The organism is Pseudochrobactrum sp. XF203 (assembly GCF_020341615.1).
GTDB classification, from domain to species: domain Bacteria; phylum Pseudomonadota; class Alphaproteobacteria; order Rhizobiales; family Rhizobiaceae; genus Pseudochrobactrum; species Pseudochrobactrum saccharolyticum.
On sequence record NZ_CP084392.1, the window covers coordinates 3,199,219 to 3,211,671 of the forward strand.

General features: G+C 53.1%; 12 protein-coding genes and 1 pseudogene. 6 read left to right on the top strand and 7 right to left on the bottom strand.

Features of this window, described 5'->3' with window-relative positions; genetic code table 11:
• Positions 1 to 118 precede the first annotated feature (118 nt).
• Both LDL70_RS14630 and metW read left to right on the top strand, forming a co-directional pair.
• Positions 119 to 1,300: a homoserine O-acetyltransferase gene (locus LDL70_RS14630; RefSeq protein ID WP_225685374.1), complete on the top strand. Its 1,182-nt coding sequence runs from the start codon at positions 119 to 121 to the stop codon at positions 1,298 to 1,300.
• Between the two features lie 4 nt (positions 1,301 to 1,304).
• Entirely contained in the window at positions 1,305 to 1,976 is a 672-nt protein-coding gene (gene metW / locus LDL70_RS14635) for a methionine biosynthesis protein MetW (RefSeq protein WP_022709661.1), read from the top strand.
• Positions 1,977 to 1,998: 22 nt separating this feature from the next.
• Here metW and LDL70_RS14640 read toward each other — a convergent pair whose 3' ends face one another.
• Positions 1,999 to 2,778, bottom strand: coding sequence for a class I SAM-dependent methyltransferase (locus tag LDL70_RS14640; RefSeq protein WP_022709662.1), 780 nt, complete (start codon positions 2,776 to 2,778; stop codon positions 1,999 to 2,001).
• A 69-nt stretch (positions 2,779 to 2,847) separates the two neighbouring features.
• Positions 2,848 to 3,117 carry a hypothetical protein gene (locus tag LDL70_RS14645; protein ID WP_075653856.1) on the bottom strand — a complete coding sequence of 90 codons (270 nt, stop codon included), beginning with the start codon at positions 3,115 to 3,117 and terminating at the stop codon, positions 2,848 to 2,850.
• A 391-nt stretch (positions 3,118 to 3,508) separates the two neighbouring features.
• Between LDL70_RS14645 and aqpZ the strand changes: the two are divergent.
• Positions 3,509 to 4,194, top strand: a pseudogene (gene aqpZ / locus LDL70_RS14650) (aquaporin Z).
• A gap of 62 nt (positions 4,195 to 4,256) precedes the next feature.
• Here aqpZ and LDL70_RS14655 read toward each other — a convergent pair.
• The 5 genes from LDL70_RS14655 to hemC form a co-directional block, all read right to left on the bottom strand.
• Positions 4,257 to 4,793, bottom strand: coding sequence for a TerB family tellurite resistance protein (locus tag LDL70_RS14655; RefSeq protein WP_151158881.1), 537 nt, complete (start codon positions 4,791 to 4,793; stop codon positions 4,257 to 4,259).
• A 194-nt stretch (positions 4,794 to 4,987) separates the two neighbouring features.
• On the bottom strand, positions 4,988 to 6,697 hold the full coding sequence (locus LDL70_RS14660) for a heme biosynthesis protein HemY (protein ID WP_225685375.1): 1,710 nt from the start codon (positions 6,695 to 6,697) through the stop codon (positions 4,988 to 4,990).
• Between the two features lie 24 nt (positions 6,698 to 6,721).
• Complete coding sequence (locus tag LDL70_RS14665) at positions 6,722 to 8,140, bottom strand: COG4223 family protein (protein WP_225685376.1); 1,419 nt, start codon at positions 8,138 to 8,140, stop codon at positions 6,722 to 6,724.
• 80 nt (positions 8,141 to 8,220) lie between these two features.
• Positions 8,221 to 8,931, bottom strand: coding sequence for a uroporphyrinogen-III synthase (locus LDL70_RS14670; RefSeq protein WP_225685377.1), 711 nt, complete (start codon positions 8,929 to 8,931; stop codon positions 8,221 to 8,223).
• 3 nt (positions 8,932 to 8,934) lie between these two features.
• The gene (hemC, locus tag LDL70_RS14675) at positions 8,935 to 9,864 is read right to left on the bottom strand and encodes a hydroxymethylbilane synthase (RefSeq protein WP_075653867.1); all 930 of its coding nucleotides are present in this window, start codon (positions 9,862 to 9,864) and stop codon (positions 8,935 to 8,937) included.
• 214 nt (positions 9,865 to 10,078) lie between these two features.
• Here hemC and tsaD point away from each other — a divergent pair, with 214 nt between their 5' ends.
• Genes tsaD through LDL70_RS14690 form a run of 3 tightly spaced genes read left to right on the top strand, consistent with a single transcriptional unit; the run spans position 10,079 to position 12,450 of the window.
• Entirely contained in the window at positions 10,079 to 11,170 is a 1,092-nt protein-coding gene (gene tsaD, locus LDL70_RS14680) for a tRNA (adenosine(37)-N6)-threonylcarbamoyltransferase complex transferase subunit TsaD (RefSeq protein ID WP_225685378.1), read from the top strand.
• Positions 11,167 to 12,147: an NAD(P)H-dependent glycerol-3-phosphate dehydrogenase gene (locus LDL70_RS14685; protein ID WP_225685379.1), complete on the top strand. Its 981-nt coding sequence runs from the start codon at positions 11,167 to 11,169 to the stop codon at positions 12,145 to 12,147. The genes tsaD and LDL70_RS14685 overlap by 4 nt, the downstream gene beginning before the upstream one ends.
• 12 nt (positions 12,148 to 12,159) lie before the next feature.
• Complete coding sequence (locus tag LDL70_RS14690; RefSeq protein WP_022709672.1) at positions 12,160 to 12,450, top strand: YciI-like protein; 291 nt, start codon at positions 12,160 to 12,162, stop codon at positions 12,448 to 12,450.
• Positions 12,451 to 12,453 lie beyond the last annotated feature (3 nt).

Here is a 12,453-nt window from a genome sequence, read left to right on the forward strand (position 1 = left end):
AACGCATAATCCCGAAAAACAAATCGGCTTTCGGAGAGGATTATGCGTAAAATCAGGGAATTAGGGCATTGGGTTTGTTGCAAACAGACCTGAAAATGCTCTGACGCAGACATGTTTTATGACGATATCAGCTGAAACTGCCGCCCTATCAGACAACCGTAATCAGGAAGCTGTTCAGCCGAACAGTCCTGTGGTGTATTTTGGTGAAGACAAACCGCTTCAACTCGACAGCGGTTCCGTTCTGAGCCCGTTTCAGCTCGCTTATCAGTCCTATGGCACACTCAATGCCGATAAGAGCAATGCTATCCTGATCTGCCATGCCCTGACCGGCGATCAGCATGTTGCCAGCACCAATCCGCTCACCGGTAAAGACGGCTGGTGGACTTCACTTGTCGGCCCCGGCAAGCCGATTGATACTGACCGTTATTTTGTGCTCTGTTCCAATGTTATCGGCAGCTGCATGGGCTCAACCGGCCCTGCATCCATTAATCCGGCAACCGGTAAACCTTATGCGCTTGATCTGCCGATCATAACGATCGGCGACATGGTGCGCGCTCAGGCGATGCTGGTTGAACATTTCGGTATTGAACAGCTGCTGGCTGTTGTCGGCGGCTCCGTTGGTGGTATGCAAGTGCTGCAATGGGCATCAAGCTATCCAGACAAGGTTTTCTCGGCTGTGGTTCTGGCCAGCGGCGCGCGTTTGTCAGCGCAAAATATCGCCTTTAACGAGGTTGGCCGTCAGGCGGTCATGGCCGATCCGCTGTGGCTCAACGGTCAATATCTTACCCAATCGGACTCCGTGCCGCGCAAAGGCCTGTCGGTAGCGCGTATGGCAGCGCATATCACCTATTTGTCGGAAGCCGCACTGCATCGCAAATTCGGACGTAATCTGCAGGATCGCACCAATATTACCTTCGGTTTTGAAGCTGATTTCCAGATTGAGAGCTATCTGCGCCATCAGGGTAACAGCTTCGTTGACCGTTTTGACGCCAATTCCTATCTCTATCTGACCCGTGCCATGGATTATTTCGACATGGCAGCAGAACATAACGGCTTGCTGGCTTCGGCTTTTTCCGGCACCAAAACCCGCTTTTTCGTTGCATCCTTCTCCAGCGACTGGCTGTTCCCGACATCCGAGAGCCGTCTCGTTGTCCATGCGCTGAATGCTGCAGGGGCATCAGTTTCATTCGTTGAAATCGAAACCGACCGCGGGCACGATGCTTTCCTGCTGGATGAACCGGTTCTTTTCTCAACCATTGACGGTTTCATCCGCTCCGCAGCCCGTGCGAAAGGTCTGTAATCCGATGACTGATACCAAAGCCGGTTCAGGCGACACGACATTTTTCGCAGCTGAAAATACCGAAAACCTGCATATCCATAACCGCGTTGATTTTGATATTATCGCCTCGCTGGTACGCCCAGGAACACGGGTTCTGGATGTCGGCTGCAGTGACGGTGAATTGCTGCAATTGCTGCGCGACAGCCGCAATGTAGACGGACGCGGCGTGGAACTGTCACAAAGCGGTGTGAACCAGTGTCTGATGCGCGGATTGTCGGTGATACAAGGCGATGCTGACCGTGATCTGGTCTATTACCCCGATTCCAGCTTCGATTATGTGATCCTGTCGCAGACTTTGCAGGCCACGCTCAATCCGAAAAAGGTTCTGAGCGAATTACTACGCATCGGCGAACGTGCGATCGTTTCCATTCCGAATTTCGGCTACTGGCGGGTGCGTGGTTCACTGTTGTTTCGCGGCCGTATGCCGGTGACCAAAGAACTGCCGTTCAGCTGGTATGATACGCCCAATATTCACTTCTGCACCATCCGCGATTTTGTCGATATGACCAAAGAGGTCGGCGCAACGGTTGAAGATGCTGTGGCACTGAACCGTAATGGTGAGCGCATGCCGTTCAGCCTGCCATGGGGCATGTGGAACCTGCTCGGCCAGCAGGCTGTGTTTCTGCTTAAACGCTAGAGCATAATTTCTTAAATCCGGTTTATTGACCGGAGCGCTCACGGTGATCGTGAATTTTCACCTTCACCGGCTGCTGCCGTGCTGTCCCCTGAGGTGTCAGCACCGGCACGAAAACACGGCGTGAAGCACGCTTCAGCACCGGCAGTCCCTGATAAAGACGCTTATGCGCCTCCCCGATCACCACACCGCCAAACAACGGCCAGAGACGGGTTCCGACCGTTTCTATCAGGCCGGATGATTGTTGCAGCCAGCGCCAGCGTGTCGGCGGCACATGCAGCGCATTGACCACTTTTCCCGGTGTGAAATTTGCTTCTCTGAAAGCCTGCAATAATTGTCCGCGACTGAAGGGACGCCCGCTGCCGAAAGGCGTATGTTCCATACGCGCCCAGACACCACGACGGTTCGGTACCACGACGATCAACTGTCCGTTCGGTGATAAGACACGCCACATTTCTTTCAGCGTTTCCGCGCTGCTTTCAGAAAATTCAAGCGTATGTACCAGTAAGATGCGGTCTACAGAACTATCCGGCAAAGGCAGCTCCTCATCATAGACCAGCGCCGTGCTCAGTGCCTCGCCATGCGGCCAGCCGGTTGCGCCCTGCCGTGCTGGCATAAAAGCAAATGCCCGCTCCGCTTGTGATGCAAAATGATCCAGATAAGGCAGCGTATAGCCGATCCCGACAAGCCGCTCCTGCGGCATTGGCAGCCATAAAGGATCCAGTGCTGACGTAATAACCGAAGCAGCCAGTTTGCCCAATGCTGTCGAATAAAATGACTGCAGCTCTATAATATCCAGATGCATCATTTACCCTGAATCAGTTGAGCAGCCCTGCATGTTTCAATGAAGCTGCCATGTCACACCGGCATATGGCTATTGCCAGCAACCAAGATTTTTACCTTTAAGATTATGGGAATCGATTTCCATAATCAGCGCAGGATCATCACGCATCAGCATGTAATAAGCACGCTGCTTCATATTAATCTTTTGCCATCCGGCGCATTCTTTTGGCAGTTCAACCTGTTCAATCGTGACTTTTTCAGTCCATGCCGTTGCAGTCCCTGTGCAACCTGCCAGCACAGCAGCCAAAGGCAAACAGAACAGTTTGAAATTAAAAGCCAGTCGGCGCTCGAACCTAGACATCAAGCCGGTACTCCGGAAACCGTTAATATTATCCCGAAACCTTATAAAGCGTCGAAACCGCTCATGAATTCCCAAGACGGTACAACACTTTAAAACACCATAACAGCCCGAAAAAATGAAAACCGCCACAATCCTGCAACCAGCTCCTGTTGCTGCCGGTTAATAACAGGATAGTTGCTTATCCTCGGCCTGACATCTGCGCCTATTTTATAATAATTATAATATAAGACAGAATATTTCTTTGTAAGACAAATATTTACACCAATTGTGTTCAAAAAAAGACTGTTCAATCCTGACAAATCTGTCCATATTCGGCGGGCAATATAAGTTCCGTGCAGATTTCATTTTTGTTCAATCGTCTACGGGGATTAACATGCAAGATACGCCTTCCATGATGAATAAATTGTCGGCAGAGTGTTTTGGCACCTTCTGGCTGGTCTTCGGCGGTTGCGGCAGCGCCGTTCTCGCTGCAGCCTTTCCGGAACTGGGTATCGGCTTTGCCGGTGTTGCGTTGGCATTCGGTCTGACTGTCCTGACAATGGCCTATGCTGTCGGTGGTATTTCGGGCGGACATTTCAACCCGGCTGTCACTCTCGGCCTTACTCTGGGCGGGCGCTTTGAGGCTAAAGACCTCATTCCCTACTGGATCCACAGCTGGTCGGCGGCATTATTGCTGCTGCAATTCTGTATTTTATTGCCAGCGGTAAAGCTGATTTCAGCGCAGGCGGCTTCGCTTCCAACGGCTACGGCGATCTTTCACCAGGCAAATATAGCCTTGGGGCAGCCCTTGCCATTGAAGTCGTGCTGACTGCCTTCTTCCTGATTATTATTCTCGGCTCCACCTCATCGCGGGCACCGGCCGGTTTTGCACCAATCGCGATTGGTCTCGGTCTGACACTGATCCACCTGATTTCAATTCCGGTGACCAATACATCCGTCAATCCGGCCCGTTCCACGGCAGCAGCCTTGTTCGCAGATACAGCTGCCATCAGCCAGCTCTGGTTGTTCTGGGTTGCTCCGCTGATCGGTGCCGCTATCGGCGCAATCATCTGGAAAGGTCTTCTCGCGAAAGACTGATTGACCGCGACAAATAAAAAAGGCCGTCAATGACGGCCTTCACTCTTTTAAATCCGCTGCTTTTATTCAGCCTTTTCGGCCTCGGCATTGGTCTGCTCTTCAGCCATGGATATCGAAGCCAAGGCATCGCGCATTGAGCGGGCACGCTCAGCGACCCGTAATTTAATCCCGATGCGCTGCTCCTGATCCACACCGATCAGCTCGGCAATACGCCACATAATATTATCTTCGATTTCACCGACATCACCATCGGCATAGACCATTTCCCACAGCACCTCGATAAAGCTCAAACGAGCCGGCACATCCAGATGGCGTTTCAAAACGCTGGTGAAACGATAAAGATCAATCGATTCCTGATCCGCAACTTCTGCCGCTTTAATCAAAGCCTGCAAGTCATCGCCCTGCAAATCATAAGCCTGCGACAGCAAATCCGACAGACGTTTGCGCTCTTTTTCGTGCTGCTCACCATCTGCTTCAATGACATGAAACATCAATGCAGCAGCGGCCAGACGCGGGTCTTCATCAGAGAATGTTTGTTTTTTCTTCGAGGGATCCAAACCCGGCAATTCTTTGAAAAAACTGATCAGACGCTCAAACATACATGCTCCAGTGCTTATACAGCCTTTGACAGGTCTTACACATAGACCAGCATCCGGAAGGATGCCAAGCATACAGACATGTTTTGTCTTACAAGTATCTTCTAATCTTTCTCAGAGTCACCAAGCTGCAACAAAAATACTGTTTTGCAACGGAATTAACGGACTTCATTCTGCAAACCCGACCGGACGCAGTATTAGAACAGCCGGAATGTCCCTTCCTTGCGCAACGGCACATCATGTTCTGCCGCCACACCCGGATCATCAACAATCAGACTATGCTTATCCTTCGCAGCGTCGGAACTATCAGGCTGCGAATCCTTTGCGGCCTGCACCGCAGGATTATCGCCCGTCTCAGTGAGAATAGTTACTTTGGCATTGCGCAGATTATTGTCCTGCGGTTCCGTTTTCTTCGGAGCAGCTTTAACTTTATCCGCAACAAGAGGCATAGTTTCCGCATCATCAGGATCATCGGCAAAGACCGGCTCCTTCACGGCAGGCATGTTTACCGGCTCAGCCTCTTCCGCACGCGAATAAGTGACGGGTAAAAACGGCTCTTTCAAACCATCATCATCGAGAACCGGAGACGTATCCGCCGCTATTTCCGTAAACGGCACCTTCCATTCAAAAGCGTTCAGGCGACCTGTCACCGGCGAGGCCGGTGCCCAATGGTCAGAAACAATACCGTCAGCCGTCCATGCCGGATCGCGCGGCGCTTTGACAGCCCGTGCAAGCCATTCACGCACGCGCCCCTGATCGCCTGTCTGCGCTTCTTCAATATCAGCCATCAGCAAATAAGCGCTTTCACGCGGATTAAGCTTCAATGCAGCTTCGGCATTTTCCCGTGCCAGCGTCAGCTCTCCGGCATCCAGCGCAGCCCGCGCAACAATCAAAACCGATTCCGCATGGTGACTGCGCAAACTTGCGAGTTGGCGCGCTTTTTTCAGCCGGTCAAGCGCTGTATCTCCGGCGCGTCCGTGAATATAGGCTTCGGCAATCTCAGGATGCGGTTCGCGTTTCCATGCCGCTTCAAGAATACGATTACCCTTGCGGATACTGCCGTCACGCAGCAAGCAACGCGCAGCAATCAATGCAGCCGGTATCAGTTCCGGTTCCAGCTTGAACGCCTCATTTGCGGCCTCGCGGGAAGCCACAGCATCCGTTTCAAAACTATCCATCGCCTGTGCCGTCAGCAAAACCGCACGGTTGCGCTTCAATGTCTCACGGGCAGCTTTACCGTCTTTGCCATAAGGAATAACTGCCTTGCGTGCCTCAAGCACCCGCAATGCACCGGTAACATCACCCTGCAAAACCTTATGTCCGAGCACTGCATTCGACGCCCATTCCAGCTGCGGTGCCATCGTGCTGGCTTCCTGCGCATATTGATAGGCTGCTTCCTGCACGCCTTCACGGCTGGCCTCGAGATATAGTCCCCGCAAACCCAGCAATTTGGTTTCAGGATCCGCAATCATTTCTTCAAAATAACGGCGCACATCATCTTTGCGCCCTTCCAATAAAGCGGTTTGCGCATCAAGCAACCGGATCAGCGGCTCCTGATCCACGCTCAGCAATTTGGATGCTTGTTTGCTCATACGCCGCGCCGCTTCGGCATCACCGGCACCGGCAGCAATCAGGCCGGTCGAGAGTGACTGATAGCCACGGTCGCGTTTACGGGCGCGAAAATGACGCTGCAAAATATAAGGCGAGCGAATAAGATTTTTGACGATCCACCACAACAGCATGGCACAGGCAATGGCAGCCACAACCATACTGGCGGCAGTCATCAGAGAAATATTGTGCCGCTCTCCGGCAAAAGTGAACACCAGATCACCGGGACGATCCGCCAGCCAGCCAAACCCCAGCCCCAGCACTGCGACTACAACAAGAAACAGGATTACCCGTATCATACCGTTCTCCCTTTCCTGTTTCGCTTATTGCGCAGCCGGTTTTTGCTCAGAGACTTGCGTCGAGGCAGCAATCAACTGTGCAAGCAATGCATCCGCATCGCGCCGTGCATTCAATGCATTATAAAAGCTCTGACCAACCTGTTTAGCCGCTTCCGGCAATTGCGCCCATTCGGTCATAGCCCGCTGCACGTCACCATTTTGTAAAGCAAATTCAATACGGGCAGTCACCGGCCCGACACCGGAACCAGCGACATCACCGATTGGCCGCGACCGTACCAGATTTTTGGCACTGCCCACCAACTGATCCCATATACCGGCATCTGCCGCAGGCTTGTTCACCGCGGCCACCATATCATCCGCGAATGATGCAAATTGTGTGTTCAGCTGACTGAGTGTCGGAATACCGGTTTCCGCCTGCGCTTCAAGCGCGGCAACAGAACCTGCCTGCTCCGGCAGCAATGACTTATAGGTCTGCAATTCATTCAGATAAGAACCACCGCGATCAATCGCGGATTTCAAAGCATTGGCCGCAATAATCGCCGCCATATCCGGTTGTGTGGCCTGCGCATCTATCTTCGTCTGCAAAGCACCCAGTTGCTGTTGCAGCGCTTTAACCTCATCCGTATCGGTATTCACTGCGGCATTGGCCTGCTCTGCCTGAGAGCCGATCGTGTTGAGCTTTGTTTCCATCGCATTCAACCGCTCGGTCAGACCATTCACTAGCGCGCTATCCGCAGGCTGCGCCTGCCCTGCCAGTGCCTTCAGTTGCTCCTGCAAAGCTGTCATATCGGCACGGATCGCCTCATCATTTCCGGCAGGTGTTTCACTGGCCTGCGGCAGTGCATTCAGGCGTTGCTGAGCTTCTGCAGCATTTTTCTCTGCGGCTTCCAGACGTGCTAACAAATCCGCATCCGGTTTGGTTGCGGCCTGCAAACCGGCGATCTGCTGTTTCAGATCTGCGATTTCTGCAATTGCCGCCTCATCACGATTGCTGGTCTGTGCCGGAAACAAACCAAGTCCCGCCCATTGCAGTGCGGTCGTGCCCAGCAGAACAATCACACCACCCGCCAGTCCGGCAATCCAGGGCGAAGTTGTTTTTTTCGTCTGCGGTGCGGAACTAGTGGCAGAATTCATGGTTTTTCCTGATGCAAAAGGATTAGGGCCAGAGACACCGGCTGAAGAAGCCGGTCGGGATGTGCTCTGCGGCGGAACCGAGGTTGCAGGTTTCGCTTCAACTTGCGCTTTTGGCGGTGGTGGTGCGGAAGATTTTGCAGCCGGTTGTGCCACAGGTTTCGGATCGCCCACCGGCTCTGCATCCGGCACAGTTTTACCCGCAGATTTTGCAGCCGACGCTTCAACAGCCTTCACATCAGACGGATCAAGATCAATCACCACCGGTTTACGGGTGGTCTTGCTGTGACGTGACACTGTGGATTTAGCCATGAGTCCTCTCGCAAAATCTGTATTTTAAACTTCAGATGCAACCTAAATGACGAAATTGAACAAATGGTTGCATATTTTCGTCAGATCAATGCCAGCAGGCGTAATAAAGCATCCTCATCCGGCGTTTCACTGATACGCACCTGCGCATTACAGTTATCTGGTAATTCTGCAGCAATCCGCTGCGAAAGACAAAAAATATATTTCGCGTTCTGGATAAAAGCACCCTTTGCCTGCTTGTCCAGTGCAACAAACTGCCGTGCAGCAACGGCAGAATAGAGCAAAATCACCTCTGCACTGCCGGTATCAGCAATCCCGTTCAGCTTGGTATCGCTATAGGCAACAGGGCGGGTGTCATAGGTCTCAGCAACCGTCAGATTGATACCGGCCGCTGACAGTTGCGCCTCAAAATCCGGCCGCCGGATTTTACCGGTCAGATAAAGCACATGGCTGCCCGCAGACATAACAGCTGCCACATGGCGCCCCAGATGCAGCCCCCAGCCATCACCGGCATAGATTGTCTCAAAGCCCGCATCCCGCGCAACAGATGCCGTTTTTTCACCCACCGCATAAAGCTGCAAATGGCGGTAAGGTGCCAGTAAATCAGGATTGATATGGCGCAAGGCATTGGCGCTGGTCATAGCAACGGCATCAAAACTGCCCAGCGGCAATGATGCGCCCGTCGCCACAGTTTCACTCACCGGCAGACAAGACGGCAGATAACCTGCCGTTTCAAGTTTAGCGGCGGTTAAAGCTGCATCCGGTTGCGGGCGTGTGACCAGAACCCTGCGCATGTTTCAAGCCCAGCTGGTGAAGAAATCAGCACCGGCTTCTGCACGGATCCGCTCCGCGGCTTCCTTGCCAAGCGCCGCCGCATCTGCTGCAGCACCATCTATGAAAACGCGATGCAGGCGTGAACCGTCCGGTGTCAAAATCATACCGGAGAAATGCAAATGCCCGTCTTTAACTTCCGCCAGACCGGCAATCGGCGTGCGGCAGGAACCGTCAAGCTGCGCCAGAAATGCACGTTCGCAAGTCAGACGGATAAATGTTTCTTCATGATTGAGCGGCTTGAGCAATGCATCGACACGTGCATCATTCACTCGGCTTTCAATGGTGATCGCCCCCTGTCCCGGCGCGGGCAAAAACCGTTCTGTATCCATCAGTTCTGTCACCACATGCTCAAGCCCGAGGCGCTTCAGCCCTGCAAAAGCAAGAAATGTACCATCAACCTGACCTTCATCGAGCTTGCGCAGACGGGAATTCACATTACCGCGAAAAATAATAACATTGAGATCAGGACGGATATGCCGGATTTGTGCCTGACGACGCAGACTGGATGAACCAACGGTCGCCCCATGCGGCAGATCGGTCAGTTTTGCACTGGTTTTGCCGACAAAAGCATCCCGCGGGTCTTCGCGCTCGAGATAAGTGGAAAGATGCAAACCTTCCGGCAAAACCGTCGGCATATCTTTGGAGGAATGCACTGCAATATCAATACGTCCCTGCAACAGCGCATCTTCAATCTCTTGGGTGAACAGGCCTTTACCACCAATCTCCGACAATGCACGATCCTGAATACGGTCGCCCTGTGTGGACATCGGCACGATTTCAACATCCGTTTCGCTTAAACCATGCGCAGCCATAAGGCGTGCGCGTGTTTCTTCTGCCTGTGCCAGTGCTAAAGCGCTGGAACGTGTTCCGATTTTTAAACGTGGTGTTTGCATCTGGCTCTGTCCGTGATACGCGAATGTCAAAGGCTTCTCTAACTGCCTTTCACCTCAGGGGCAAATTCATGACTGTAATATCATGAATATAATGCCACTATCCGGTGCAAGACAGAAAGATCAGCGAAGTTTGTTTATTGAACGCATTCTCCTTATGCAAAAGTGCTTCACGCTTTTTGCCGGAAATGCTTTGTTAATACGGGTCTAATCGCTTATGCGCGTGCTTGGAATAGAGACAAGTTGCGACGAAACAGCCGCAGCTATCATTGAACGCCATGAAAATGAACAAGGCGGGGTGTCTTCGCGCATCCTGTCTAATGTTGTTCTCAGCCAGATTGCCGAGCATGAACCCTATGGCGGCGTGGTGCCGGAAATCGCGGCACGCGCCCATGTGGAAGCGCTCGACGGATTGATTGCCAAAGCGCTTTCCGATGCGGATATGACCATCAATGATGTAGATGCAGTCGCTGCAACCGCAGGCCCCGGCCTGATTGGCGGGCTGATCGTCGGACTGATGACGGCGAAAGCCATGGCCTTTGCAGCAGACAAACCCTTCTATGCCGTCAACCATCTCGAAGGCCATGCCCTGACAGCACGCCTGACCGACGGACTGGCTTTTCCATATCTGTTATTGCTGGTATCCGGCGGTCATACGCAGGTTATTCTCGTGCATGGCCTTGGCCATTATGAACGCCTCGGCACAACCATCGACGACGCGCTCGGTGAAGCTTTTGACAAGACCGCCAAGCTGCTGGGACTACCTTATCCGGGTGGCCCTGCCGTTGAACAGGCTGCACTCAAGGGCGATGCCTCACGGTTTGAACTGCCACGCCCGCTCAAAGGTGAAGCGCGGCTGGACTTTTCTTTCTCCGGCCTCAAAACCGCAGTGCGCCAGACAGCAACTCAGCTTGTGCCGTTGAGCGATCAGGATGTGGCGGATATCTGCGCATCTTTTCAGACTGCCGTTGCCGATACGCTGAATGACCGTGTGAAGCGCTCACTGCTCCGTTTTCGTGAAACCTATCCGGATAAAGCAAATCCGACATTGGTTGTTGCCGGTGGTGTTGCTGCCAATAAAGTGCTGCGCAAAGGCCTTGAAACGCTTTGTGAAAAACACGGTTTCGATTTCCTTGCTCCTCCGCATATTTTGTGTACGGACAATGCGGCTATGATTGCGTGGGCAGGTGCCGAACATGCAGCACGCACGGAGCCGGATAATCTCGATTTTGCACCGCGCTCGCGCTGGCCGCTGGACAGTACATCAGCGCCGCTGGTCGGTTTTGGCCGCAGGGGAGCAAAAGCATGAGTAAAAAAATTACGATCTTAGGCGGCGGCGCATGGGGAACAGCGCTGGGGTGCATGGCCGCACAGAACGGACATGAGGTCGTGCTCTATGCGCGCGATCCGGCAACGGTTGATGATATCAACCACAACCACCGCAATGGCCGCTATCTTGGCAATATCGCCCTGCATGATAATCTGCGTGCGACCAGCGATGCAGCCGCAGCGCTGAACAATGCCGATACGGTTCTGGCCGTTATCCCTGCACAATCCATGGCTGCGGCATTACAGGAACTGAAACCGCTCATTCCGGCTGATTGTCCCGTTGTGCTTTGCGCCAAAGGGATTGAACGCTCCACCGGACGGCTGATGTCGCAGATCATTGCCGATATTTTGCCCGATCATCCGATTGCCGCCCTTTCCGGCCCGAGCTTTGCCAGCGATGTTGCCCGTGGTTTTCCAACCGCCGTTACCATTGCCTGTGAAAATATTGCCATTGCCGATGATCTGGCCGCACAATTTTCCGGAAGCACCTTCCGTTGCTATTCCTCCGATGATCTGACCGGCGTTGAAATCGGCGGCGCGTTGAAAAATGTGATTGCCGTTGCAGCCGGAGCCACCATCGGCAAAGGTCTGGGCGCATCGGCACAGGCAGCTTTGGTCACCCGCGCTTTTGCAGAACTGCGCCGCATTGCTGTAGCCTTTGGCGGGCGACCTGAAACCCTGATGGGGTTGTCCGGCCTTGGCGATCTGATGCTGTCCTGCTCCTCACCGCAATCGCGCAATTATTCCTACGGGCTGGCCTTGGGACGCGGTGAACCGCTGGAAGGCCTGTTGCTCGCCGAAGGTGTGGCCACAGCGCCGGTGATTGCCGAGCTTTGCGAGCGCAAGCAGATCAATGCACCGATCATCACCACAATTGCGGCTTTGCTCAATGGCAGTATTACCATTGATGCGGCTGTTACCGGATTATTGTCCCGTCCTTTGAAAAACGAAGATTAGGAACCTGACCTCATGCTGTTCGCCATTCTCTGCAATGACAAAGCCGACCATCTGCAACTGCGTCTTGATACCCGCCCTGCCCATCTCGATTATCTGAAAAGCCTCGGCGACAAGATTAAATTCGGCGGCCCTTTTCTGAGCGAAGCCGATCAGAAACCGGTTGGCAGCATGCTGATGGTTGAAGCTGAAACCATTGAAGATGCAAAAGCCGTTGCCGCTGCAGATCCTTATGCATTGGCTGGTCTGTTCGACAATGTGACTGTGCGCCCGTGGAACTGGGTCATCAACAAACCTGCTGAATAAACT

Excerpts from the sequence above, each read along its gene's own strand:
- LDL70_RS14645 (WP_075653856.1), bottom strand. The coding sequence starts at position 3,117 with ATGTCTAGGTTCGAGCGCCGACTGGCTTTTAATTTCAAACTGTTCTGT.
- LDL70_RS14660 (WP_225685375.1), bottom strand. The coding sequence starts at position 6,697 with ATGATACGGGTAATCCTGTTTCTTGTTGTAGTCGCAGTGCTGGGGCTG.
- LDL70_RS14670 (WP_225685377.1), bottom strand. The coding sequence starts at position 8,931 with ATGCGCAGGGTTCTGGTCACACGCCCGCAACCGGATGCAGCTTTAACC.
- LDL70_RS14685 (WP_225685379.1), top strand. The coding sequence starts at position 11,167 with ATGAGTAAAAAAATTACGATCTTAGGCGGCGGCGCATGGGGAACAGCG.
- LDL70_RS14630 (WP_225685374.1), top strand. The coding sequence starts at position 119 with ATGACGATATCAGCTGAAACTGCCGCCCTATCAGACAACCGTAATCAG.
- metW (WP_022709661.1), top strand. The coding sequence starts at position 1,305 with ATGACTGATACCAAAGCCGGTTCAGGCGACACGACATTTTTCGCAGCT.
- LDL70_RS14690 (WP_022709672.1), top strand. The coding sequence starts at position 12,160 with ATGCTGTTCGCCATTCTCTGCAATGACAAAGCCGACCATCTGCAACTG.
- LDL70_RS14665 (WP_225685376.1), bottom strand. The coding sequence starts at position 8,140 with ATGGCTAAATCCACAGTGTCACGTCACAGCAAGACCACCCGTAAACCG.
- LDL70_RS14655 (WP_151158881.1), bottom strand. The coding sequence starts at position 4,793 with ATGTTTGAGCGTCTGATCAGTTTTTTCAAAGAATTGCCGGGTTTGGAT.
- LDL70_RS14640 (WP_022709662.1), bottom strand. The coding sequence starts at position 2,778 with ATGCATCTGGATATTATAGAGCTGCAGTCATTTTATTCGACAGCATTG.
- tsaD (WP_225685378.1), top strand. The coding sequence starts at position 10,079 with ATGCGCGTGCTTGGAATAGAGACAAGTTGCGACGAAACAGCCGCAGCT.
- hemC (WP_075653867.1), bottom strand. The coding sequence starts at position 9,864 with ATGCAAACACCACGTTTAAAAATCGGAACACGTTCCAGCGCTTTAGCA.